This is a genomic window from Streptosporangium sp. DT93, from assembly GCF_049844535.1.
Classification (GTDB): Bacteria; Actinomycetota; Actinomycetes; order Streptosporangiales; family Streptosporangiaceae; genus Streptosporangium.
Genome location: NZ_JBNCLF010000003.1, coordinates 144307 through 168438, shown reverse-complemented (window position 1 = coordinate 168438; position 24132 = coordinate 144307). Strand labels below are relative to the sequence as shown.

The 24132-nt window shown below is 71.9% G+C and carries 22 protein-coding genes and 1 tRNA gene; 12 read left to right on the top strand and 11 right to left on the bottom strand.

Going from position 1 to position 24132, the window contains the following annotated elements; genetic code table 11:
- Positions 1–47: 47 nt before the first annotated feature.
- The 3 genes from ACLQ2R_RS08590 to ACLQ2R_RS08580 all read left to right on the top strand — a co-directional run bounded on the left by ACLQ2R_RS08590 (position 48) and on the right by ACLQ2R_RS08580 (position 1685).
- Positions 48–710: a DUF305 domain-containing protein gene (locus ACLQ2R_RS08590; protein ID WP_425958823.1), complete on the top strand. Its 663-nt coding sequence runs from the start codon at positions 48–50 to the stop codon at positions 708–710.
- Positions 711–1026: 316 nt separating this feature from the next.
- Complete coding sequence (locus ACLQ2R_RS08585) at positions 1027–1293, top strand: DUF6458 family protein (protein ID WP_386242102.1); 267 nt, start codon at positions 1027–1029, stop codon at positions 1291–1293.
- Positions 1294–1433: 140 nt separating this feature from the next.
- A complete protein-coding gene (locus ACLQ2R_RS08580; protein WP_399186284.1) occupies positions 1434–1685 on the top strand; it encodes a DUF4235 domain-containing protein in 252 nt (83 codons plus the stop codon).
- Between the two features lie 266 nt (positions 1686–1951).
- On the opposite strand, the gene ACLQ2R_RS08575 is transcribed toward ACLQ2R_RS08580, so the two are convergent.
- A complete protein-coding gene (locus tag ACLQ2R_RS08575) occupies positions 1952–3250 on the bottom strand; it encodes a glycosyltransferase (RefSeq protein ID WP_425958822.1) in 1299 nt (432 codons plus the stop codon).
- A gap of 144 nt (positions 3251–3394) precedes the next feature.
- Here ACLQ2R_RS08575 and ACLQ2R_RS08570 point away from each other — a divergent pair, with 144 nt between their 5' ends.
- The 3 genes from ACLQ2R_RS08570 (at position 3395) to ACLQ2R_RS08560 (ending at position 5248) form a co-directional block, all read left to right on the top strand.
- Positions 3395–3640: a BON domain-containing protein gene (locus ACLQ2R_RS08570; RefSeq protein ID WP_386242094.1), complete on the top strand. Its 246-nt coding sequence runs from the start codon at positions 3395–3397 to the stop codon at positions 3638–3640.
- Positions 3637–4350 carry a metallophosphoesterase family protein gene (locus ACLQ2R_RS08565; RefSeq protein ID WP_425958820.1) on the top strand — a complete coding sequence of 238 codons (714 nt, stop codon included), beginning with the start codon at positions 3637–3639 and terminating at the stop codon, positions 4348–4350. The genes ACLQ2R_RS08570 and ACLQ2R_RS08565 overlap by 4 nt, the downstream gene beginning before the upstream one ends.
- Before the next feature lie 340 nt (positions 4351–4690).
- Positions 4691–5248: an SMI1/KNR4 family protein gene (locus tag ACLQ2R_RS08560; protein ID WP_425958819.1), complete on the top strand. Its 558-nt coding sequence runs from the start codon at positions 4691–4693 to the stop codon at positions 5246–5248.
- Positions 5249–5586: 338 nt separating this feature from the next.
- Here the strand turns inward: ACLQ2R_RS08560 and ACLQ2R_RS08555 are convergent, their stop codons facing one another.
- Entirely contained in the window at positions 5587–5736 is a 150-nt protein-coding gene (locus ACLQ2R_RS08555; RefSeq protein WP_184719841.1) for a GPGG-motif small membrane protein, read from the bottom strand.
- Positions 5737–5758: 22 nt separating this feature from the next.
- Entirely contained in the window at positions 5759–6271 is a 513-nt protein-coding gene (locus ACLQ2R_RS08550; protein WP_425958817.1) for a DUF6328 family protein, read from the bottom strand.
- A gap of 66 nt (positions 6272–6337) precedes the next feature.
- Between ACLQ2R_RS08550 and ACLQ2R_RS08545 the strand changes: the two genes are divergently transcribed.
- Positions 6338–6931, top strand: a complete 594-nt coding sequence (locus ACLQ2R_RS08545; protein WP_425958816.1) for a nucleotidyltransferase family protein — start codon at positions 6338–6340, stop codon at positions 6929–6931.
- A 123-nt stretch (positions 6932–7054) separates the two neighbouring features.
- On the opposite strand, the gene ACLQ2R_RS08540 is transcribed toward ACLQ2R_RS08545, so the two are convergent.
- Positions 7055–7426, bottom strand: a complete 372-nt coding sequence (locus ACLQ2R_RS08540) for a PRC-barrel domain-containing protein (RefSeq protein ID WP_425958815.1) — start codon at positions 7424–7426, stop codon at positions 7055–7057.
- Between the two features lie 274 nt (positions 7427–7700).
- On the opposite strand from ACLQ2R_RS08540, the gene ACLQ2R_RS08535 reads away from it, so the two are divergent.
- Positions 7701–7777: transfer RNA gene (locus ACLQ2R_RS08535), tRNA-Lys, on the top strand.
- A gap of 141 nt (positions 7778–7918) precedes the next feature.
- On the opposite strand, the gene ACLQ2R_RS08530 is transcribed toward ACLQ2R_RS08535, so the two are convergent.
- The 5 genes from ACLQ2R_RS08530 to ACLQ2R_RS08510 all read right to left on the bottom strand — a co-directional run bounded on the left by ACLQ2R_RS08530 (position 7919) and on the right by ACLQ2R_RS08510 (position 13838).
- A complete protein-coding gene (locus tag ACLQ2R_RS08530; RefSeq protein WP_425958814.1) occupies positions 7919–8785 on the bottom strand; it encodes a hypothetical protein in 867 nt (288 codons plus the stop codon).
- 317 nt (positions 8786–9102) lie between these two features.
- Positions 9103–10608, bottom strand: a complete 1506-nt coding sequence (locus tag ACLQ2R_RS08525) for an RICIN domain-containing protein (protein WP_425958813.1) — start codon at positions 10606–10608, stop codon at positions 9103–9105.
- Positions 10609–10633: 25 nt separating this feature from the next.
- A complete protein-coding gene (locus ACLQ2R_RS08520; RefSeq protein WP_425958812.1) occupies positions 10634–11527 on the bottom strand; it encodes a carbohydrate ABC transporter permease in 894 nt (297 codons plus the stop codon).
- Positions 11524–12555, bottom strand: a complete 1032-nt coding sequence (locus tag ACLQ2R_RS08515) for a carbohydrate ABC transporter permease (protein WP_425958811.1) — start codon at positions 12553–12555, stop codon at positions 11524–11526. The genes ACLQ2R_RS08520 and ACLQ2R_RS08515 overlap by 4 nt, the downstream gene beginning before the upstream one ends.
- Positions 12552–13838 (bottom strand): ABC transporter substrate-binding protein, encoded by a 1287-nt coding sequence (locus ACLQ2R_RS08510; RefSeq protein WP_425958810.1) that lies wholly within the window; start codon positions 13836–13838, stop codon positions 12552–12554. Before ACLQ2R_RS08510 ends, ACLQ2R_RS08515 begins: the two co-directional genes overlap by 4 nt.
- 291 nt (positions 13839–14129) lie before the next feature.
- Here ACLQ2R_RS08510 and ACLQ2R_RS08505 point away from each other — a divergent pair, with 291 nt between their 5' ends.
- From ACLQ2R_RS08505 to ACLQ2R_RS08495, 3 genes are read left to right on the top strand one after another with little or no spacing between them, the layout of a single operon-like run.
- Positions 14130–16118: a DUF2264 domain-containing protein gene (locus tag ACLQ2R_RS08505; RefSeq protein WP_425958809.1), complete on the top strand. Its 1989-nt coding sequence runs from the start codon at positions 14130–14132 to the stop codon at positions 16116–16118.
- Positions 16115–17149, top strand: coding sequence for a LacI family DNA-binding transcriptional regulator (locus tag ACLQ2R_RS08500; protein ID WP_425958808.1), 1035 nt, complete (start codon positions 16115–16117; stop codon positions 17147–17149). Before ACLQ2R_RS08505 ends, ACLQ2R_RS08500 begins: the two co-directional genes overlap by 4 nt.
- Positions 17146–18147 (top strand): hydroxyacid dehydrogenase, encoded by a 1002-nt coding sequence (locus ACLQ2R_RS08495; protein WP_425958807.1) that lies wholly within the window; start codon positions 17146–17148, stop codon positions 18145–18147. Before ACLQ2R_RS08500 ends, ACLQ2R_RS08495 begins: the two co-directional genes overlap by 4 nt.
- Before the next feature lie 31 nt (positions 18148–18178).
- Here the strand turns inward: ACLQ2R_RS08495 and ACLQ2R_RS08490 are convergent, their stop codons facing one another.
- A complete protein-coding gene (locus ACLQ2R_RS08490; RefSeq protein WP_425958806.1) occupies positions 18179–19381 on the bottom strand; it encodes an Nramp family divalent metal transporter in 1203 nt (400 codons plus the stop codon).
- Positions 19382–20140: 759 nt separating this feature from the next.
- On the opposite strand from ACLQ2R_RS08490, the gene ACLQ2R_RS08485 reads away from it, so the two are divergent.
- Entirely contained in the window at positions 20141–23098 is a 2958-nt protein-coding gene (locus ACLQ2R_RS08485; RefSeq protein ID WP_425958805.1) for a glycosyl hydrolase, read from the top strand.
- Between the two features lie 39 nt (positions 23099–23137).
- On the opposite strand, the gene ACLQ2R_RS08480 is transcribed toward ACLQ2R_RS08485, so the two are convergent.
- Positions 23138–24079, bottom strand: a complete 942-nt coding sequence (locus tag ACLQ2R_RS08480) for an SCO6745 family protein (protein ID WP_425958804.1) — start codon at positions 24077–24079, stop codon at positions 23138–23140.
- Positions 24080–24132 lie beyond the last annotated feature (53 nt).

Sequence of the window (24132 nt, the reverse complement as noted above, 5' to 3'; positions counted from 1 at the left end):
CCCGCGGGCCGTCCCGGCCGGATCCGTCGCCCTTCGAAGGAGTTGCGATGAGGAGTGCGGTACCGGCGGTCGTGCTGGGTGTCCTGCTGCTGTCCGGCTGCGGCGCCCACGACGTCCAGGAGCTGCGCGGCGCCTCGGGTCAGGGGGCGCACGGCGGGCACGGCGGGCATGGTGAGCGCGACGTGGCCGCGGTCGGCCGGGGGATGCCCAGCCCCTCGCCCGAACCGCCGGTGGGGACCGCCGCGGGAGTGGCCTTCAACGCCCAGGACGTGATGTTCCTGCAGATGATGGTCCCGCACAACGCCCAGGTGGTCGGGCTGGTGCGGCTGGTCCGCGAGAGGGAGGTCCGTCCCGAGGTGCGGGAGCTGGCCGAGGCGATCGGCGTGACCCAGGAGCGCGAGTCCGCCTCGATGTCGGCCCTGCTGGCCGGCTGGGGGCAGCCCGCGACCGCGCAGGACGACGAGCACGCCGCCCACGGAGGCATGCCCGGGGTGAGCGAGGAGGAGATCGAGGCGCTCACCGCCGCTCCGGCGGCCGAGTTCGAGAGGAGGTTCCTGGACATGATGATCGCCCAGCAGGACGACGCCTCCCAGATGGCCAGGGTGGAGGTGGCGACCGGGCTGCACTCCCAGGTCACCGAGATGGCCGGACGGGTCGACGTGTCACGCGGGGCGCAGATCGCGCGGATGCTGGTCCTGCGCGACCGGTAGAGGGGTTCGCCCGGCCCGGCGGCGCGGCCTGGGGTTCCGTGCGGTCCGGCGGTGTTCGGAGGTTCCGCGGGGTCCGACGCGACCAAAGGTTCCGTACGGTCCGGCAGGGTCAGGGGTGCCGTGTGATCCGGTGGGACCAGGGGTCCTTGCCGTCCGGCGGGACCAGGGGACGCCCGGCTCGGCGGGACGACTTTCACGGGCCGCCGGGCCGCTGACGACCGCAGGAAGGCGACGGCAGGCAGATGCCTCCGCGGGTGACGTTTGAGATCCGTGGGAGGGATAGATGGTCACACGTTGGCTCGAAGGAGGAGATCCCATGACCATCGCAGGCGGCATCATTCTCATCATGCTCGGCGCCATTCTCACCTGGGCGGTCGAGTTCGACATCGCCGGATTCGACATCAACGTCGTCGGTGTCATTCTCATGGTCGGCGGCCTCGCCTGGCTGCTGTTCGCCGTCTACCGCCTCAGCCTCGCCCGCCGGGCGGTCGTGGACTCCACGGCCACCACCGTCATCGACGACCCGGTGGCCCAGCGTCGCGTCTACGAGGAGCGCCACTACAACGACCCGCCCGTGGTGTGACCCCGTGATCCGTCTCCCCCGGACCGGGGGAGCCGCGGCACGGCGGGGATCCGCCGGTCCCCGATCGGAACGGATCCGTTAGGGACGGTTCAGGACGGGTAACCGTTCTTTCTCGGTGAAAGCGAACGGAGGACGAGACGTTGAGCAGGGTCGTATCCCGCGGTGCGAGTGCCGCGAGCGGAATGCTCGGTGGTGCCATCGCCGGCGCCATCTTCAAGCAGGTCTGGAAGTTCGCCTCGGGTAAGGACGACGCGCCTCAGGCGACGAACGAGGAGTACGGCTGGCGCGAGGTCCTGGTCGCCGCCGCCATCCAGGGGGCGATCTTCGGCGTGGTCAAGGCCGCGATCGACAGGTCGGCCTCACGAAGCATCCACAGGGCCACCGGCAAGTGATCCTGAGAGCCACCAGCGGCGACCGGGACCGGCCACGCCGGTCGAGATGCCGGTGACACACCGGTGAGCGCCGGTCCGGCGCGCCCAGGGCCCCGTTCCCCTCGAGGGACGGGGCCCTCGCGCGTTCCGGACAGGGGGTGCTGACGCGTTCCGTACACGGGGTCCTGGCGGGTTCGCGGACAACCGGGCCTCGCGTGTTCCGGACGGGGACGGTCAGGCGGCTCCGGTGTACGGGCGGGGGGCGCCGGCCCTCATGTCGCCGGCCCCTATTGCGCCGACCCCAGGGCACCGGCGCGGGCCCGTCCGGCGCCGTGCCGTTCGGAGGGGCTGTGCTCGGAGGCGCGGCGGTCGGTGGCCGGCCGGTCGGTGCTCCGCCGGCCGGAGGCCCGGTGGGAGAGCACCTCCGCGTAGACGGCCGACGTCCGCGCCGCGACGCCGTCCCAGTCGTAGTGCTCCCGTGCCCGGACGGCCGCGGCGGCGCCGTACGCGTCCAGCAGGCCCGGAGCGGCGAGCAGCCGGCGCAGGGTGCCGCCCAGCGTGTACGGCTCGCGCGGCGGGACCAGCGCGCCGGTGACGCCGGGCAGCACGGTGTCCAGGTGCCCGCCCACGGCCGAGGCCACCACCGGCACGCCACAGGCCATGGCCTCCAGCGGCACGATCCCGAACGGCTCGTACCAGGGCACGGTCACCACGATGTCCGCCGCGCGCATCAGGCCGGGGACGCGCTCCCTGGCCACCCCGCCGAGGAACCTGACGCGCCCGTCCACCCCGCACCCGGCCGCGACCCGCGCGAGCCGTCCGGTCTCCGCGTCGTCCCGGTCGCCGCCGGCGACCACCAGCGTGGCCCCCGGGACGCCGGCGAGGGCGCGGATCGTGGTCTCCACGCCCTTGCGGGGCACCGGGCGGCCGATGGAGAGCAGGGTCGGCCCGGCGCCCAGATCCGCCCGGGGACCCGCGGGGGTGAAGGCACGGACGTCGACGCCGCACGGCACCACCCTCGTCCGATGGGCGGGCACGCCCATCCCGCGCAGCTCCTCCACCTCGTCGGAGCAGGTCGCCACGATCGCGTCCGCGTGGCGGGCGACCATCGTCTCGACCCCGACGCGCTCGCGCGGACTGGTGTCGGCCGCGCCCTGATGGCGGCGCTTGACCGTACCGAGGGCGTGGAAGGTGTGGACGACGGGGATCCCGGCGTCACGGGCGGCGGCCAGGGCGGCCAGGCCGCTCATCCAGAAGTGGCTGTGCACGATGTCGGGCGGCGCCTGCGCGCGCGACCTCCAGCGCCTGGCGAGCCAGCGGCCGAAGTCCGGGATCCAGGGGAGCAGGTCGTCCTTGGGCAGGACCACGGCCGGACCGGCCGGGACGTGGACCACGGTGACCCCGGGGGCCAGGACGGTCTCCTCGGCCTGGGAGGGCGACTCGCGGCGGGTGTAGACCGTCACCTCGTGCCCGCGTCCGGCGAGCGCCAGGGACAGGGCGGCGACGTGGACGTTCTGGCCTCCCGCGTCGGCACCGCCGACGGTCGCGAGGGGACTGGCGTGTTCGGACACGATGGCGACCCGCATGGGCACGTCTCCTCCTGGGGCACGAGGTAGCCGTGCCCGCGTCCTGGGCACAGGGTCTCCACTGCCCCTCCCCGGGGCTTTAAACGTGTTTGACCTCGGTGTACGCGGGAAGGCGATCTGCTTTGGACGGAGAGGAGTTCGACGATGGAGGCTCCGCAGTACATCGCGGCGCGCGTGCAGAGCGCGCTCGCCGAGGACGAGAGAACCACGGAACTCGGTGTCCGGGTGGACGTCCGGGGGGACCAGCTCTACCTGCGCGGTCAGGTCACCGCCGCCGAACGCAGTGACCTGATCGCCCAGGTGGCCGCCGAGTCGGCTCCCGGACTGGTCGTCCACAACGAGATCGACGTCGTGGACGTGCGGGACCCGGTGAAGGAGGAGAAGCTGTGAGAGAGCTGCGCATCGCCGCGGTCGGGGACGTGCACCTGGACGAGAGCCTCCGGGGACAGTACCGCGAGCGGCTCAAGGGCATCGAGGAACGGGCCGACGTCCTGCTCCTCGCCGGAGACCTGACCCGGCACGGCACGCTGGAGGAGGGGCGGGTGGTGGCCGACGAGTTCCGCGACCTGCCGATCCCCGTGGTCGCCGTGCTGGGCAACCACGACCACCACTCCGACCTGCCCGCCGAGATCGCCGCCCTGCTGCGGGACGCGGGCATCCACGTCCTGCACGACGACGCCACGGTGCTCGACATCGACGGGGTGCGGCTCGGCGTGGTCGGAGGCAAGGGCTTCGGCGGAGGGTACGCGGGCAAGTGCGCCAGCGACTTCGGCGAGCCCGAGATCAAGGCGTTCGTCGGTCACACCAAGCGGATCGCGGAACGCTGGCGGGTGGCGCTGAAGGAGCTGGAGGCCGACCGCAGGGTCGTGCTCTCGCACTACTCGCCCGTCAAGGACACGCTGGCGGGCGAGCCGCTGGAGATCTATCCCTTCCTCGGCAGCTACCTGCTGGCCGAGGCGGTCGACGCCGAGGGCGCCGACCTGATCATTCACGGGCACGCGCACGCCGGTACGGAGAAGGGCGTGACACCGGGCGGCATCCGGGTGCGCAACGTCGCCCTGCCGGTCCTCGGCCAGGCGTACGGCGTCTACTGCCTGTAGGGCCCGGCCGCCTTCGCGGTGCCCGCCGCCCGCGAGGCTCCGCCGCGTGCGAGTCCTCGCGGAGGCCGCGCCGCCTGTGAGGTCTCGCCGGCTGTGAGGTGCTGTCGCGTGCGAGAGGCACTGCCGTTCGCGAGGCCCCGAGGCCGCACCCGCCCCCTGGGACGTCACCGGGCAGGGGGCGGGGCGCCCGGGGCGGCGTCTCCGGGGTGAGGTCCCACCCGAGGTCTCGCCCGAAGCCCCGTCTGAGGTTCCACCCGAGGTCTCACCCGAAGCCCCGTCTGAGGTTCCACCCGAGGTCCGCGACCGTGGCCCGTCGGCGCGTGGTGGTATCCATGACCCCATGAACACCGATCGCGCCGATCCCGCCGATCTCGCCGTGCTCCGCGCCGCCTTCGACGCCGGGGCGTGCGAACCGCCTCTGGGCTGGGACGCCGTTCACGCCTTCGAGGCCGAGCACGGTGTCGTGCTGCCGGAGCCGTACCGGACGTTCGTCGCCGAGGTCTGCGACGGATCCTCCGCGGGGCCGCCGGACCTGGGGCTCGTGCCGCTGGCCGACCTGCCCGGAGACCGGGAGGACGACCGGCCGCGGCGGGTCCTGGCCCGTCCCTTCCCGCTGACGGAGACCTGGGTGTGGGAGGCGGACCCGCGCCCCTGGGAGGAGCTCGAAGCCCTTCTCGGCCCGGTCTTCGACCACGGTTCGATCGTTCTGGGCACCGACGGCTGCGGGGCGTACTGGCACCTGGTCGTCAGCGGGCCGCACCGGGGGCACATCTGGCAGGTCACCGGTGAGGGGGCCGTTCCGTTCGGGGCCGAGTTCGGTCTCACCACGGGCGGCTCCGGGTTCGCCGGCTGGGTCGGGCACTGGGCCGCGCGCCGGCCCTGGTTCGACGTCTCCTGAGGCAGGACGACGGCCCGCTCCGGCGCGGGGGGGTGGGACCGCCGCGCGGAATACCGGACATATATTTAAATATATGCATAAAAGGTGCATATGGGGTGGCGTGTGGCGGCAGTGGAGTGCCGCGGGGAAAGTGCGCGAGCGGGTGGACGGCGGGAAGGGCGCCGGAAAAGAAGAAGCGGGCCGGGGGGATACCCGGCCCGCGAAGCTTCTAAGGGAATTCGGGGCGACTTCGATTCTGCTCTTTCACGGGCCGAGAGGCCCGGTCTTCACTCGTGTGCTGACCTCAGGCCGGCACGGGGTCCGCGGACGTTCTGCCTTCGGCGAGCGCTGGGCTCGCGTCAGACATTGAAGATGCTCACACCCCCGGGGCCGACGAGGAAACCGAGGACGATGAGGACGATCCCCCACAGGAGGTCGCGGCGGGCCAGGATGACGTAGATCCCGGAGATGACGAGAACGACTGCGATGATCCAAAGCAAGGTAGCCATAACCCGCCTCTGCCCTCACAATTCACGACTTAACATCTTCATCATCCTCTGTTCGGTACAGATCCCTTATCGGTTGGATGAACCACAGCCAGATGCTGGTCAGAGCCACGACGGCGCCGAATATCGCCGCCGGCCAGCCGTTGATGACGGTCTCGGCGACCAGGGCGATCGAGCTGGTCATCGCGACCGCCAGCCCGGCGGCACCCGCGATGCCGAGCGCGTTGGCGCGGTGCAGCATCTTCTCCTTCAGCCCGGTGCGGAACAGCAGGCGGTGCTGTGCCGCGGGGGTGATGAAGCAGACGGAGGCGACGGCGGCGCTCAGCAGGGCGATGAAGAACAGCCAGTGTCCCAGGGCGTCCACCTTGTCGAACCCCGCCGCGAAGGGAAGGGTCAGCAGGAAGGCGAACAGCACCTGCACGCCGGTGACCGCGACGCGCAGTCCCTGCAGCAGCTCTCCGAGCTCCCGGTCGACCCGCTCCTTGCGGCTTTCGCCCGGGTGTGGTTCTTCCTTTTGTGCGTGTTCGGGGGGAAACATGAGCACCGTTTACCCAGACGCGGGTTTGTCATGCCTACCTGGGGAGTTACGGGGTACGCGTGAGCCATGGGACACAGTCATGAGGTCACCGACGCGATCCTGGAGACGCTGAAGCTGGCGAGCAGCGGTCTGAAGGACGCCGATGTCAGGTTCGCGCTCGCAGGAGGCTGTGCCGCGTACGCGCGCGGGGCCGCCCCTTCGCTGCACGACGTCGACTTCGTCCTCCCCCAGGAGGATGTGCCGATCGCCCTGGAGGCGTTGAGCAAGCTGGGGTTCGAGACGGCCAAGCCGCCGGAGGACTGGCTCGTCAAGGCCTATGACGACGGCAGGCTCGTGGACCTGATCTTCTCCATCTGCGACCACCCGGTCACCCCGGAGCTGCTGAAGCGGGCCGAGCCGATGAAGGCGTCGGCGGTCATCCTGCCGGTCCTGGAGGCGACCGATCTGGTGATCTCGTGGCTGCTGCCGCTCTCGGAGCACAGCTGCAACTACAGTTCCCTGCTGCCGCAGGTGCGGGCGCTGCGCGAGCAGGTCGACTGGGACCGCGTCGCTTCCGTCGTGCAGGACTCTCCCTACGCCTCGACCTTCCTGATCCTCCTGGAACGCCTCGGGATCCTGCCGGGTCCCCTCGACAGCTCTGGTGATCCGAGCTGGCCCTGAGGCCGTCCTGAGACCCGGGTGATCTGAACCGACCCCGGACGGTATGGAAACGGGAAGGACCCCGCCGTGGCGGGGTCCTCGTCTATCGCCGGCCCGGGACGTCCCGGGCCGGAACGTGGCAGGTCAGAGCGTGCCCGGCCCGCCGCCGAACGGGAAGCGGCCGTAGTACTCGCCGACCCGGTCGCGGTACGCGGGCTCCCTGAAGCCGGTCTCGTCGAACTCGGGGCCGTCCTTGATCTCTTCCTTGGTCCGCGCGACGTAGATCTTCTTCTCCTGAGGGTCGATCTGGGTGACCGTGCTCGCCGGCAGGAGGACCTTCTTGCCGAAGATCCAGGGCCCGGTGTCGACGACCAGATAGCTCTGGCCGACGTCGTAGGTCGCCTCGTCGACGGAGCCGATCTTCCCGTCGGTGGCCTCGACGTGGTAGCCCGCGACGTCGAGCGTCCTGTCCTGGCCGTAGACGTCGGCTCGGTAGTTCCAGAGTTCAGGCTGCATGGTCGGACATCTCCCTTGAACGTGACTCCCTGGGCTCCGCTTTCGTACCCGGGGCTTTCGTACCCGGGCCAGGGGCCCTAAACGACGTCTGCCCATGTCGGAGGGGCTACAACACCCTGCCCGCGGCCCCGTTTCCCCGGCAGAACGCCAGCTTGATCCCGATATTTCGTGCCATCGTCTGACGAGAGACAGAAGGCCGTCATGTCGGATGAAGGCGGCAGAGCGAAGGATGTACGAACCATGACGTGAGGTCCGGTAGTCTTGTCCAGGTCGGGCGCCGCTAGCTCAGTTGGTTAGAGCAGCTGACTCTTAATCAGCGGGTCCGGGGTTCGAGTCCCTGGCGGCGCACCAGCACGAAGGCCCGGGTTCCGGCTTGATGATCAAGCCGGAACCCGGGCCTTTCGGCGTTCCGGGCCCGGACGCTCCCGGGCCCGGGTCGGAACTCGGGCCCGGGGTTGAGTACGGGTGGGGCGTCGGTGACGGCGGCCCTGGTCAGCGCGCGATGCGGCGGCGGCGCATCAGGAGTCCGCCGACGGCGGTGAAGACGAGCAGGGAGCCGGTCACCACGAGCGGCCGGCCGTCGGGCCCGGCCTCACCGCCGCCCCCGGTCGCGGCCGATCCCGCCGGGGTCTCGTCCACCTCGCCACCCGCCGCGTCCTCGGTGTCGGTGTCGGTGCCCGTGTCGGTGCCCGTGTCAGTGGTGGTCCCGGTTCCGGTCCCGGTGTCAGTGTCCGTGCCGGTGTCCGTGCCGGTGTCGGTGTCGGTGGCCGGGGACGTCCCGCCGGTTTCGCCGACCACGAGGTCGTAGGTGGTCAGGAGGTCCTTGTTGATCGCGTCGCATTCGATCACCGCACTCTGGGGGGTGGTCCCGAAGTTCAGGGCGCCCGGCTTCACCAGGCCCGTCCCGGCGGCGGAGGGGGTGGTCTTCAGCTCGACCGTGGCCGTCGGCAGCGGGATGACCTGGTTCGCCTCGACCGCGGTGAGCGTGCCGACCCCGGTGGCGGAGGTCAGCCCGGACATGCCGCTGATGCCCGCGGACGCGTACAGCGAGCTGCCGGTCGTGAGCCCGGCGGCGGGGGCCTTCAGCCCGGTGCCGCCCGTGTAGGTCCCGCGCCACCCGATGGTCGCCTGCGTGTTCGGCGTGGCGGCGGTCGGCATCGTCAGCTCGACCTGGACCTTGATGCTCTGCGGCTGGGTCTCACCCTCGGACGTGCACGTGTAGTCCACGATGGTGGTGAACACGTGCGCGGCCGCGGCCCGGACCCGCGGTGTCTCGGGGACGGCCGCGTGGGCCGGAAGGGGCAGCAGGACCGGGCCGCATGCCAGGAGGACGGCGGACAGGACAGAGGGGGCTCGCACGGCGACTCCTGCTTGCGACACATAGGGCATCAATGGAGACGCATCACAAGGATCTTCGGTTGCCATCATGTCCGCATTTGGACACTTTCTTGTCTTGTTTAGTGAAGTGCGCTAGTAAGTTCCGCCTCGCGTGCGGAGGGCCGGTACGCGAGACGGGAGCGGAGGACGGAAACGGCTACGGAAACGGGACGAACGGACGGACGGACGAACGGGCGGACGGGCGGGCGGACGGGAGGACGGGCGGAGACGGGGATCGGGGGCAGGGCGGGAGACGGGGACGCGGGCGGGGAGGGAAAAGGCAGGTCGCCGTCGCGGGGTCAGAGCGCGGTGCGGGTGAACTGCTGGTTGGTGCCCGTGCCGCAGGGATACTGCTTGAACTGGACGTTGTCCTGGGAGGCGCTCGGCAGGTCCACGCACTTGCCCGAGTGGCGGGCGACCAGCCGCAGGTAACCGCCTCCGGCGTCGGCCAGGGTGAACTGCTGGTTGGTTCCCGTGCCGCAGCCGTACTGGTGGATCGCGGCGCCGTCGGCGGTGCTCACGCCGCTGACGTCCAGGCATCTCGCCGAGTGGCGGGCGACGATCTGGACGTAGCCGCCGCCGATCGTCTGGATGCGCCACTGCTGGTTGGTGCCGCCCCCGCAGGTGTACTGGATCACGGCGGCGTTGTCGGCGGTGGACTGGTCCTTGACGTCGGCGCACTTGCCGGAGTGGCGCACGGCGAGCCGGTCGTAGCCGGAGCCGACGGCGGCGATCGTCCCGGCCGCCGCGTCGACGGTGAGCTGGCGGGCGTTGCTCAGGCTCATCGTCGTGTTCCCGGAGAACTGCACCGGCAGCCACACGTACCGGGAGTCGTTGACCGGACCGCCCCAGGCTCCGGCCCACCGGTCGCCCAGGTACAGGTAGGAGGTGCCCTGGCTGCCCTGCACGGGCAGGACGTAGGCGGGCTGCGAGCCGAAGGTGAGGCCGTCGCCCGCGTTCTGCCAGGCGCTCCAGGTGCCGGTGATGCCGGTCGCGGTGGCGTACTTCGCCTGGTTGGGGCTCCAGCCGGTCGCGCCGGAGGTCAGCATGAAGTAGACGCCGTTGCGCTTGAACAGGGCGGGCGCCTCGCGGTGGTCGCCGTCCCAGGCGCGTACCAGGGCCGCGACGTCGGTGTAGTTCGCGGTCAGCCGGTAGACGTGCAGGTCGTAGTTCTCGTCGGCGGCCGAGATCATGTAACCGGTGCCGTCGGTGTCCACGAACGTGGTGATGTCCCGGGACATGTGCCCGAGCGGCCGGAAGCTGCGCAGGTAGGTGTAGTTCCCGTCCACCGTGGAGGAGACCGCCACGGCCGCCCGCGCCTCGCCGTAGTCGCTGCCGTTCTCCTTGTGCATCCACATGACGAACTGGCCGGTGCTCGCGTTGAAGACGACCTTCGGCCGCTCGATGTTGGCGACCCGCAGCTCGGCCGCGCTGGACTGGGTCAGCACGTGGTTGCGGAACTCCCAGTTCCTCAGGTCGGCCGACCGGTACGCCGAGACGTAGCGGAACGTGCCGTTGGCGTTGCGGTTCTCCCCGAACCAGTAGTAGTACGCGCCGACCTTGACCACGCCGCCGCCGTGGGCGTGCAGCGCGTTGCCGGAGGTGTCGGTGAAGGGCGCGCCGACCGGCACCGTGACCGGCGCGACCCGGGCGGAGGTGGCCTGGACGGAACCGGCCCGAAGCGGTGCGCTCTGGACGGAACCGGTCCGGGCCGACGCGGCCTGAACGGGGACGGCGCCGGCCGCCGCGCCGGTCAGGACGAGGCAGAGTGCGGACAGCAGGGGGAGAAGGCGGGGGCGGGACATGAGAGGACTCCTCTCGAAGGGGGGTTCAGCCTTTGACGCCGCTGAGCAGGACGCCCCTGACGATGTAGCGCTGGGCGACGAGGAAGAGGGCGACCAGGGGCAGGATGGCCACCAGGGCCCCGGCGAAGAGCGCCGGCAGGTTGACCGCCTGCTGGTTGAGGTTGGTGGAGAGCGCCACCTGCACGGTCCAGTACTCCGGGTCCTGGCCGATGACCAGCGGCCACAGGAAGGCGTTCCAGTGCTCGATGAAGGACAGGATGCCCAGCGAGGCGAACAGCGCGCCCGAGTTCGGCAGCGCCAGCCGCAGGTAGAGACCCAGGTGACCCAGGCCGTCCACCCGGCCCGCGTCCTCCAGCTCGCGCGGGAATCGCAGGTAGAACCCGCGGAACAGCAGCACGGCGAACGCGCTGAACAGGCCGGGGACGATGAGCCCCCACAGCGTGTTCACCCCGCCCATCGAGCCCACCACGACGAACGTGGGGATGAACGTCGCGGCGCCCGGCACCATCATCGTGACGATGATGAAGAAGAACACCGGCCTGGACGCGCGGACCGGGATCCGGGCCAGGCCGTACCCGGCCATGGAGGCCAGCAGCGTCGCGACCGGCGCGGAGATCGCCGAGATCAGCATGGAGTTCCACAGCGCGTGGGCGAGCGGCACGGCCTCGTTGCCGAAGGCGTCGGCGAACCCCTGGAGACTCACGGTCTCGGGCCACCAGTGCCACTCCAGCGAGCCGAGTTCCCGTTTGCTCATCAGCGCGTTGCGGAGCAGCAGGTAGAACGGGAGCAGGAACGGCACCGCGAGCACCACGGCCGCCAGGTAGGAGCCCAGGTTCCGCCCTCCCACCCGCCTCGCGGGCGGCACGGGCGGCACGGGCGGCGCGGGGGTCACGAGGGTCACGGGGGTCACGGACGTCATCGGGCCTCCTCCTCGGCCGTCCTGCCGAAACCGGCGAAGCGGCCCTGCAGCAGGGTGAAGGCCACGATGAGCAGGGTGACGACGAACGCGCCCGCCGAGCCCGCGCCGTAGTTCTGCTCGCCGAGCGCGGTCTGGAACAGGTAGATCAGCGGGGTCCTGCCGTCCGCGCCGCCCAGCCCCGACAGGTTGGAGGCGAGGATGTTGTAGAACTCGTCGAACGCCTGGAAGGCGTTGATGATCAGCAGCAGGGTGACCGCCACCGAGGTGTTGCGCAGCATCGGCCAGGTGATGTGACGGAACAGCCGCCATCCCGACTCGGCGCCGTCGACCCGCGCGGCCTCGTACAGCTGGGCGGGGATCTGCTGGATCCCGGCCAGGAAGAGGATCATGTAGAAGCCGGTCTGCAGCCAGAGCCGGACGGTGACCAGCACGATCCAGTACAGCGGCGGGTCCACGGTGGCGACCCAGCCGATCGACTCCTCGTACCCGAGCAGGTAGGCCAGGCTGTTGGCCACCCCCGAGGGCGTGCCGCTGAACAGGCTCATCTTCCACACCAGGGCGCCGACCACGTACGAGACGGCCGCCGGGATGAAGAAGGTCGTCCGGAAGAACGCCCGGCCCCCGCGCAGGCGGTTCACCAGCACGGCCAGGCCCAGCGCGAACGCGAACGTCACCGGCACGACGATGAGCGTGAACACCACGATCGTGACCAGGGACCTGGTGAACGCCGGGTCGGTCAGCAGGCGCCGGTAGTTCTCCAGGCCGTTCCAGGCACCCAGGCTGATCGTGCCGCGCGCCTCGTTGAAGCTGAGCAGCAGACCCCAGCCGATCGCCACGTACTTGAACACGAACAGCCCGGCCACCATCGGCAGCGTCAGGACGAGGAACGCGCGCCAGGCGGGCCAGCGCCGCGCCCGCCCCGCCCGTCCCGCTGCTCGCCCGCCCGGCCCTGTCCGCCCCGTACGCCCCGGCGCGGGCCCGCCGGCCTCCTCGCCGGAGGGCGCCTCGGTCGCGGGGGCCGGGTTCACAGCGCGGGCATCCGGTCGAGGATGTCCTGGGAGCGCTTGGCCGCCTCGGCGAGCGTCCTGGCGGGGTCGGCGTCCTTCTTGACGATCGCGGTGACCGCGTCGGTGTACGGCTGGCGCACCTCGGGCGTCCACAGGGCCGGCTGCTTGACGCCGTTGGCGGCGGTGGCGTCCATCACGGACTTGGCGAGCCCGGTCCGCAGCTTGTCGGCCTGGGTGGCGATGCTGGTGCGCGGCGGGAGGTGGAAGCCGTAGCCGAGGTTCCAGTCGGTCTGCGCGGCGGTGTTCTCCACCCACAGCCAGCGGACGTAGCGCTTGGCGGCCTCCAGGTTGGCGCTCCTGCCGTTGACGACCTGCACCCAGCCGCCCATGTTCACCACCGGCTTGCCGCCGGAGTCGAACGCGGGCAGCGGGAAGGCGCCGACGTCGTCGCCGAGCGCCTCGGTCAGGGCGGGCACGGCCCACATGCCGCCCCACTGCATGGCGGCGGCGCCGGTGACGAGCGCGCCCGGGTCCCACCAGTCGGTGGAGTAGCCCTGCAGGGTGGCCTTGGCGTCGTAGAGGCCCTTCAGCGAGGTCAGCACCTCGACCACCGCCGGGTCGTCGTAGACGATCTTCCGGCCCTGGACCAGCGGGTTGCCGTTGGACCACGGGACGACCGTGGCCAGCGGGCCGACCCCGTCGTTCCCGACGAACAGGCCCTTCTGCCTGTCCACGGTGAGCTTCTTGGCCGCACCGGCCAGCTCGTCGAAGGTGGTCGGGAGGGGCAGCCCGGCCTTCTGGAACAGGGACGGGCGGTAGAAGAGCAGCATCAGGTCGACGACCATGGGAACGGCGTAGACCTTGCCGCCCCAGGTGTACGGCTCCATCACCGCAGGGTTGAAGTCGGACCTCTCCGCGCCGAGGACGTCGTCGAGCGGGGTGACCTGGTTCGCCTTGACCATGTTCGGGCTGACGTCGTTGACCTCGTAGACGTCCGGGCCGCCCGGGGTGAGCACCGCGGCCGTCCACTTGGTCCCGTAGTCGCCGGGAATCCAGGAGACCTTGACGGCGATGTCCGGATTGGCCTTGGTGAACTCGGCGGCGTAGCGCATGGCCGCCTGCTGGGTGCCGGCCTCGCCGTACTCGTGGTACCAGTGGTTCAGCGTGATCTTGGGGGCGCCGGCGGGGGAGGCGCCGCCCGCCTTGGCCATCGGGTCGCCGCCGGAGCAGGCGGAGACGGCGGCGCCGGCGACGAAGAGCACGGACCCCTTCAGGAATCCGCGGCGGGTAGGGGGACTGTCCATCGGGGTCACCTCTCGCGTGGGGGGACGGAACGGCGCCGATGTCAGGTAACCGGTTACTTAGACGTCTGAGGCGGACGCTAGACGTGTGATCAGGCGTCGTCAAGGTTCGGGTTAACGCCGAACCTCCTGATCTGTCAGACCGTAAGGCTCTGGTCTGGACTGATATCGGCGAAGGTTCGCCATCTGTTAACTTTTCGTTACAAAGCCTCGGGTGCGCTCTTGACGCCCCGGCGGGAGAGCTCTTAGCGTCGGGGCGACATCTAGTAACCGGTTACCTGGCCCGGGAGTGTCATGAGACTGCCGCCTGACGATCGGGTCGCCTCCCCGCGCACCGGCTACACCCGCGAGCACTGGCTCGCCGCGGCCGACGGCCTGCTGGAGGCCGTCGTGCCGTACGCGGTGCCCGGGTTCGCGCAGATCCGGCTGCCGGGCAGGCAGAGCTGGGCGGGCCCGGAGTCGGACGGCCTGGAGGGCTTCGCCCGCACGTTCCTGCTCGCCGCGTTCCGGGGCGACGGCGCGGTGCTGGAGCGCTACGCCGAGGGGCTGGCGAGCGGCACCGACCCCGCCTGCCCCCACGCCTGGCCCGCGCTGACCGACAACTCCCAGCAGATCGTCGAGGCCGCGTCGATCGCCCTGGCGCTGCACGAGAGCGGGCTCTACGACACCCTCGCCCCGGACGTGCGCGAACGCCTGGCCGCATGGCTGGGCGGCATCGTCGGCACCCGGACCTGGCCGTGCAACTGGGTGCTGTTCAAGGTGGTCATCCAGCAGTTCCTCGCCAACGTCGGCGCCCCGCACGACCCGGCGGAGATCGCCGAGGCGCTGGAGCAGGTCGAGGGCTGGTACGTCGGCGACGGGTGGTACACCGACGGCGACGGCCAGAACTACGACTACTACTGTGGCTGGGCCATGCACCTGTACACGCTCTGGTGGACGCGTATGTCGGGCGCGCCCGCCGGCGTCTACCGCGACCGGCTCCGCCTGTTCCTGGAGGGGTACGCGCGCCTCTTCGCCGCCGACGGCGCCCCGGTCCACCAGGGCCGCTCGCTGACCTACCGGTTCGCCGCGGCGGCACCGCTGTGGCTCGGCGAGCTCTTCGACGCCACCCCGCTCTCGCCGGGCACGACCCGGCGGCTGGCCAGCGGCGCCCTGCGGCACTTCCTGGACAACGGGGCCGTGGGCGCGGACGGGCTGCTCAGCCTGGGCTGGCACGGTCCGTTCCTGCCGGTCACCCAGCCCTACTCCGGGCCCGCGTCGCCGTACTGGGCGAGCAAGGGCTTCGCCGGCCTGCTGCTTCCCGCCGATCACCCGGTCTGGACGGCGACCGAGGAGCCCGCCCCGGTGGAGACGGCCGACCGGGTCACGGCCCTGCCCGCGCCCGGCTGGCTGCTGCACTCCACCCGGCGCGACGGGATCGTCCGGCTGCTCAACCACGGCAGCGACCACAACGCGCCGCCCCCGGCCGAGGCCGTCGACGACCCGCACTACGCCAGGCTCGCCTACTCCACCCACACCGCGCCGGTCGTCACCGGGAACGGCGGCCGGGGCACGAGCGCCTGGACGGCTCCCGACGACCGCGTGACCCCCGACGACCACGGGACCACCGGCGACGGGACCACCGGCGACGGGGAAACCGGCGACGGGGCGACCGGCGACCGCCCGGTCGTCGACAACCACCTGGCCGTCGTCGCGCCGGACGGCACCGCGAGCCGTCGCCGCCGCGTCGAGCGGATCGGGACGGCCGACCGGTTCGCCGCCTCGCGCTACACCGACGACACCCTGCCCGGCGGGAAGGTCGTGGTGGTGACCGCCTCGGTCGTGCACGGCTCCCGCGAGATCCGGGTGCACCGGGTCACCGCGCCGGCCGGGCACACCGTCCGGGACGCCGGGTACGCCGTGCCCCCCGGAGGGCCGCGGAGCTCGATCGTCCCCCTGCACGGCTGGGAACGCGAGGGCGTCTCCCGCTCGCCCGGCGGCACCGCCTTCGGGCCGGACACGCGGACCCCGTACCTGGAGGCGGCCCACCCCGGCGGCAGCGCGCTGTTCGCCTCCCTGGTGACCCTCACCGCCCCGGCCGTCCCGGGCGAGGCGCCGGCCCCCGCCGCCCCGGTGGCTCTCGGTGACGAGTGGCCCGGCACCATGCCGGACCTGCGGGTACGCGGGGACGGTGCGGAGATCGTCCTGCCCGGCGGCGAGCGGGTGGAGGTCGAGCTCGGCGACCGGCCCCGCTACCGCCGGCGCGGCCCGGAGGGGGACGTCGTCACCTGGGAGGCCGGATGAGCACGGTGAGACGCGTCACCATCAGGGACGTGGCCGGCCGCGCCGGGGTCTCGGTGGCCACGGTCTCCCGCGTGCTCGCCGGCGACTACCCCGTGCTGGCCGCCACCCGCAAAAAGGTCATGCGCGCGGTCCGCGACCTGGACTACGTGCCCAACGCGCACGCCAGGGCGCTCTCGGCGGCCCGGCCCGGCGCCATCGCCATCGTGGTCAACAGCGTGGCCGTGCCCTACTACGCCTACATCGCCCAGGGGGTGGAGGAGCAGGCGGCGCGGGAGGGCAGGCTCTCGCTGATCTGCACCACCGGCGGCGACACCGGCAGGGAACTGTCGATCGTGCAGCTGCTGCGCGAGCAGCGGGCCGAGGCCGTCATCCTGGTGGGCAGCGTCGTGGTGGACGAGGAGTACCGCAAGCGGATGACGGAGTACGCGCACTCGCTGGCCGCGGCGGGCTCACGCCTGGTGCTCTGCGGGCGCCCGCCGCTGGAGGAGGGCGGCCCTGCCATGGTCGTCGGGTTCGACAACACCGGAGGCGCCCACGCGGTGACCTCCCACCTGCTCTCGGCCGGCCACCGCAGGATCCTCTACCTGGCCTCGCGTCCCGGGCACTCCACCTCCGACAGCAGGGTCGCGGGCTACCGCAGCGCGCTGGCCGGGTACGGCGTCGCCGCCGACCCCGCGCTGGAGGTCGAGGGGGAGTTCTCCCGCGAGGCCGGGTACGCCGCGCTGACCGCGCGGCTGTCGGCGGGCCCCGCCGACTTCACCGCGATCTTCGCGGGCAACGACCTGGTGGCGGCGGGAGCGATCCAGGCGTTGCGCGAGCACGGGCTCCGGGTGCCCGAGGACATGTCGATCGTCGGCTACGACGACGTGCCCCCCGCCCTCGACCTGGGCCTGACCACCGTGCACCTGCCGCACGACGAGCTCGGCAGGACGGCGGTGCGGATGGCGCTGGGCCGCGACGGCTCCGGCCCGACGGTCCTGGGCACCCACATCGTGGTCCGTGACTCGGTCCGTCCGATCGCCGTCCGATGACCCCGTCCGCGGCGTTCGCCATGCAGCCGGAACTGCTGCCCGAGCTCTTCCCGCCCGACCTGCGGGACCGGCTGTCGCGGGTCGCGCGGGTGCGCGAGGGGGTGATCGACTCCTTCGACCTCGTCGCGTCCCTCGACGTGGAGATCCTGATCACCGGCTGGGGGTGCCCGGCGATCGACGAGGACGTGCTGGCCAGGACCCCCGGGCTGCGCGCGGTCGTGCACGCCGCCGGGAGCGTCAAGGGGCACGTGACCCCGGCGGTGTTCGAGCGGGGCATCGCGGTCTCCTCGGCGGCCGAGGCCAACGCCCCGCCGGTGGCCGAGTTCACCATGGCGATGCTGGTACTGGCCGCCAAGCAGGTGTTCGCCAGGGCGCGGGCGTACTCCACGGCCGGCTGGTCGGGCGACGCGCTGCCCGGGGTGGCCACGCCGGGCGCGGGCGGGGGCCTGAACGGGGCGGTCGTCGGCGTCATCGGCGCCTCCCGGGTGGGACGGCTGGTGATGGGGAGGCTGCGCGAGCAGGGTGCGCGCGTCCTGCTCAGCGACCCCTACGTGGGTCCCGCCGAGGCGGCGGGGCTGGGGGCCGAGTGCGTGCCGCTGGACGAGCTCTGCCGCCGGGCCGAGCTGGTCACCGTGCACGCCCCGGCGCTGCCGGAGACCCGCGGGCTGCTGGACGGGCGCCGCCTCGCGCTGCTCCGCGACGGCGCGGTGGTGGTCAACACCGCCCGCGGCTCCATCGTCGACACCGACGCCCTGGTACGGCACTGCGCGGGCGGCCGGATCGGTGCCGTCCTCGACGTGACCGACCCCGAACCGCTGCCCCCCGGGCACCCGCTGCTCGGCCTGCCGAACGTGCTGGTCACCCCGCACCTGAGCGGGGCCAGGGGCAGGGAGCTGCGCGGGCTGGGCGAGTTCGCGGTGGGGGAGGTCGAGCGGCTGGCGCGCGGCGGCCCGCTGCGCGGCGCCGTCCGGCCGTCGGACCTGGACCGGATCGCCTGAACACCCCCGGGGCACGGGAGGCGCGGGCATCTCACAGGGAGGGGACGACGAGGGCGATCAGCACGAGGTTGAGCAGGACGATGACGCCGGTGGCGCAGCCGGCGGCCACCGTGGTCGCCCGCCGGTTCACCCAGGCGCCCATGACGTCGGCGCGGCGGGTGAGCAGCAGCAGCGGGACGAGCGCGAACGGGATGCCGAAAGAGAGCACCACCTGGCTCAGCACCAGGGCGTGGGTGGGGTCGACGCCGAACGCCAGCACCGCCAGGGCCGGGACCACCGCGATCAGCCTGCGCAGCGAGAGCGGGATCCGGCGCCGCAGGAAGCCCTGCATGACGACCTGGCCCGCGTACACGCCGACGCTGGAGGAGGCCAGGCCAGAGGCCAGCAGGGCGACGGCGAAGAGCGTCGCGGTGAGCGCCCCCGACCCCTCGGAGAACTGCTCGTAGGCCCCGTGCAGGGTCGGCTCCGCGCCGGTGCCGCGCAGCATCGACGCCGCCGAGACCAGCATCGCCATGTTGACCAGGCCGGCCACCCCCATCGCCAGGACCACGTCGATCCGCTGGGCGCGGATCAGCACCTGGCGGTGCGACTCCCGGTCGCCGGTGAACCGCTCCTGGGTGAGGGCCGAGTGCAGGTAGACCGCGTGCGGCATCACCGTGGCGCCGATGATGCCGGCCGCCAGCAGTACGCTGGCCGACCCCTCGAAGCCGGGGACCAGCCCCCCGGCCATCTCCCCGTAGGGGATGTCGGCGTTCAGCAGGTGGTAGAGGAAGGCTCCCACCACGACGGCGAGGAGCGCGGTGATCGCCGCCTCGAACCTCCGCTGGCGTGCCGTGCGGATCGCCAGGACGACGAAGGAGGCGACCGCGATCAGCACGCCGCCCTGGAGCATGGGGATGCCGAAGAGCAGGTTGAGGGCGACCGCGCCGCCGATGAACTCGGCGAGGTCCGTCATGATGACGACGATCTCGGCCTGGAACCACAGCCCCCACACCACCGGTCTCGGGTACTGGTCGCGGCAGAGTTCCGGCAGGTTGCGCCCGGTGGCGATGCCGAGCTTGGCCGACAGGTACTGCAGCAGCATCGCGACGACGTTCGCGCTCAGCACCACCCAGAGCAGCAGGAAGCCGAAGCGGGCACCGCTCTCCACGTTGGTGGCGAAGTTCCCCGGATCGACGTAGGCGACGGCCGCCACGAACGCGGGCCCCATCAGCCCCACCATCCGTTGCCGCATCCGCCCCAGCGGGCGGGTGGGTCGCCTGCCCGGCCGGGGGGCCTCACCGGAGATCACGGGCTCCGGACTCGAAGCGTGTGGAACGGAATCCAAGGCACCCACCTTCGGAGTTCGACGGACGAGAACGAGACGGGCTCGGTCGTGGATCGGGGGCCACGCCCCTCTCTCGTGTGGGATCCGGCCCCGGAACCGGCGCCACCGGGGTGGCCCATCTCTTGTTGTACTGCGCCGCGGCGCTCTCGTAACTGTATGGGCACGTTATGTAACACTAACTTTTTGATTATCGTCTGTGACGATCCGTTACCGGACGGGCCCGGATGGACCCGATGCACGATGGCCGGCGCGCGGGCCGCGAGCCGGGGGCGGGCGGGGTGCCGGTGGGAACGCCTACCGGGACGCGGCGGGAACGCCTGCCGGGACGCGGGGCGGGACGTGAGCCGCGCGCGGGCGCCGAGAAGGGCCGGCCGACGGCGAGGATCGACCGGTTATGAGAGCGCTCTCAGATCAGGATAGGTCAACCGCCACTTCCCTGGCCAGGGAGACGGACGGGGGCGCGTGCGCCGGGAGCGGCGTGCGTTGCGGTGGAACGCCCTGGTTTTTACAGTTTCCCGCTCCCTGCCTGCACCTCCGTGCTTTACCTATTCGTTACCAACGCGAAACATTGACTGCCGTGTCGCAGCCCGTTACTTTTCGGTCAGAGAGCGCTCTCTCAGATCGGTCCGCTCTCGGTCCACCCCCTCTCCCCGGAGGCACCCCCCAATGGATCTTTCGATCCGGACCACCGGTCCGGGCAGCGCGCACCCCCGTGGAGGACGGCCCGGCCTCCTCCGAACCGGCCTCGGCCGGCGGCGTCTCGCCGCCGGTGTGGTCGTCGCGATGGTCGCCGGGATGCTCGGTCTCGGCGCCGCCCGCTCCGCCGAGGCCGCCACGGTCGGCGCCGGCAGCTACGCCGACACCCTCCCGGCCGGACGCTCGCTGCCCACCGGCTGCGGCTCCCTGTCCACCAACCCCCGCCAGTGGGTGACGTCGAACGCCCCCGGCGGAGCGGTGCCCACCAACGACTGGTGGTCGTCACTGCTGTTCAAGAAGACCGACTGCGCGTACGGCGAGCCGCTGCACGCCCACCCGCTCTCCTACGACACCTTCGCCAACGGCCTGGGCCTGTCCTACACCACCACCCCGGCGATCAGCGGCACCGCGACCGGGGTGGGGGAGTACCACTACCCGTACACGGAGAACATCCGCGTCGGCGTGTCCGGCCTGAACTCGCCGGACGTCAAGGTCGACGGCTGGAGCGACTGGACGGTCACCCCGTACTGGAGCGGCAACGGCCGGACCATGAAGGCCACCATCGGCCACGGCCTGCCGTTCTCGTACTACCAGGTCACCGGCGGTGACGCGCAGATCACCGCGGCCGGCACCCCGTCGGTCTGGTCCAACAGCGGCGCGACCGTCGGGTTCACCGCGGGCGGCCGCGACTACGTCGCCTACGCGCCCAGCGGCGCGACCTGGTCGGTGAGCGGCACGACGATCAGCTCCTCGCTGGCGGGCAAGGGCTTCTTCTCCGTGGCGGTGCTGCCCGCGGGCGGCGACCGCGCCGCGCTGGCGAGCACCTACGGCCAGTACGCGCACGCCCACGTCACCGGCACCCGCGTCTCGTACTCCTACGACCAGGGAGCGAGCAGGCTGGAGACCACCTACGCCTTCACCACCACGGCCAGGCAGGGCGGCCAGAGCGGCACGGTCATCGCGCTCTACCCGCACCAGTGGAACCACCTGACCGGCTCGACGCCGCTGGGGCAGACCTACATCTCCGCGCGCGGCCAGATGAGGATCGTCACCGGGACGCAGTTCAGGACGTCGATGAAGTACACCGGCGTGCTGCCCGAGGTCCCCGCCGTGGGCGACAGCTCGGGCTCCGACCTCACCACGATCACCAACCAGCTCAACGCCGAGCTCGGCAACCCGATGGACATCCGCGGCGACGACACCTACTGGACCGGCAAGGGCCTGGGCCGCGCCGCCCGCATCGCGGAGATCGCCGACCAGCTCAACCTGACGTCGGTGCGCGACGCGGCGCTGAACGCCATCCGCGGCCGCCTCAACGACTGGTTCACCGCCTCCTCCGGCAAGACCACCCGGGTCTTCTACTACAACCCCTCCTGGGGGACGCTGCTCGGCTACCCGGCCTCCTACGGGTCCGACCTGGAGCTCAACGACCACCACTTCCACTACGGCTACTACATCGCCGCCGCCGCCACGCTCGCCAAGTTCGACCCCAACTGGGCCAAGCCCGGCCAGTACGGCGGCATGGTGGACCTGCTGATCCGCGACGCCAACAACTACGACCGCTCCGACACCCGCTTCCCGTACCTGCGTGACTTCGACATCTACGCCGGCCACGACTGGGCGTCCGGGCACGGCGGGTTCGGCTCGGGCAACAACCAGGAGTCCTCCTCGGAGGGCATGAACTTCGCCAACGCCCTCATCCAGTGGGGACAGGCCACCGGCAACACCGCCGTCCGCGACGCGGGCGTCTTCATCTACACCACCCAGGCCGCGGCGATCCAGGAGTACTGGTTCGACTCCCGCGACCAGAACTTCCCCTCGGCCTTCGGCCACAGCACGGTCGGCATGGTCTGGGGCAGCGGCGGCGCGTACGCCACCTGGTTCAGCGCCGAGCCGGAGATGATCCAGGGCATCAACATGCTCCCGATCACCGGCGGCCACTTCTACATGGGCGACAACCCCGGCTACGTGACCACCAACTACAACGAGCTGACCCGCAACAACGGCGGGCCGCCCACGGTGTGGCAGGACATCATCTGGGAGTTCCTCGCCCTGGGCAACGGCGACGCGGCGCTGTCGAACCTGCGGGCCAACGGCGGCTTCACCCCCGAGGAGGGGGAGAGCAGGGCGCACACCTTCCACTGGATCCGCAACCTGGCGGCCCTGGGCACGGTCGACACCTCCGTCACCGCCGACCACCCGCTGGCCAAGGTGTTCAGCAAGAACGGCGCCCGCACCTACGTCGCCTCCAACATCACCGCGAACGCCCTGCGGGTGACGTTCTCCAACGGCACCGTGCTCAACGTGCCGGCGGGCAGGACGGCCACCTCGGGCGCCCACACCTGGAGCGGCGGCAACGCGACCGGCGGCGGCACGAACCCCAACCCGACGCCCACCCCCACGCCCACGCCGACCCCCACGCCGACCCCCACTCCCACCCCGACCCCGACGCCGGGCACCTTCGCGGCGACGCGCTACCTGCAGTCCGGCGGGGCGCTGCCGGGCACGGCCGGCTCGGCGGGCAGCGTCACGCTGGCCGCGGCGAACGGCAACCACGACGGCACCCCGACCAACGCGCAGGTCTTCACGGCGACCGGCCTCACCGCCGCGCACAACGGCGGCTCCACCGCGTTCGACCTCTTCGTCGACGCGGGCACCACGGTCGCCAACGGCACCCAGGTACGGGTCTCCTACGACCTGACCGGCAACGGGAGCTGGGACCGGGTGGAGACCTACGGCTACTTCGCGACCGACCCGGTGACGGGCTGGGAGCACTACACCGCCGCCGGAGGGCCGCGCTCCTCCTCCGGCACGCTCGGCAACCTGTCGAACGGCCGGGTGAGGGTCGAGGTCTGGAACGCCATCGGCAACGGCACCACCAGCCTCGGCATCGGCAACCGCTCCACGGTGCGGCTGCCGTTCGGCTGATCCCCGGGTGACCGGCCCTCGTCCGGTCACCCACCACCCTCAGCCGACCTGTGACGGGACGGCCGGGAGCCCGCGCTCTCGGCCGTCCCCCCCTGAGGCATCGGCAGCGTCGGCTGTGTCCTCGGTGTCCTCGGTGTCCTCGAAGGACGGCCACGGCAGGCCCACCGGACTGGAGGGCGGCAGCACGCCCGACTCCACGACGGCCCGGGCGAACGGGCGGAGCAGCCGGGAGAGGTCGGCGGTGCGCTCCTGTCCGAAGTCCCGCCAGGGGCGGGCCGCCGCCTCGTCGGTCAGCCGCTCGATCAGCTCGCGCTCCCGCGCGCCCTCGGGCGTCAGGGCGCCGGAGGCGTCGACCCACCCGCGCGTCCGCAGGGTGACGGCGCCCGCCTCCCACGCCTCGTCCTCGAAACGCCGCGCGATCCGCAGCCCGGCCATGTCCGTCTCGCCCGCGGCGACCTTGAGCAGGTGGGCCTCGACCGGTGAGACGTCATGGGCGACGAGCGCGGCCACGTGCCCGTCGCCGCGGTGCTCGCGCAGCGTGGTCGCCGCCTGCCAGAGCACCAGGTGCGGCTCGTCGGGCGCGGGCAGCGCCTGGTTCGCCGCGCCGAGCACCCGGCCCGCGGTGTCGGCCAGGGCCGCGGCCTCCCAGGCCAGCTCCGCCGCCGCCCGCATGCCGTCCGATGCGAGGGCCTCGGCGCCCAGCAGGCTCCGCAGCGCGTTGCCCGCACCCTCCAGCCGGGCGCGCAGCACGTCCCCGGGGGTCGCGAACGTCCAGGCGTCGGGGAGCGCGCGGGCGACGTGGGCGGGCGGGAACCCGTGGAAGGCGGCCGTGACGACCCCGGGCCCGACCGGGCCGAGCGGCGCCGCCCTGGTCGCGAAGTACCCCATCCAGAAACCGCGCATGCCGACCGCGTCGACCGCGGCCCGCGCCTCGGCGGTGAAGTACGTGACGACGTGCAGGGGTTCCAGCAATCCCCACATGGCGCGTGGAACGTTCGGGTCCGGTTCCGGCACGGTTCTCACATCCCGTCTCG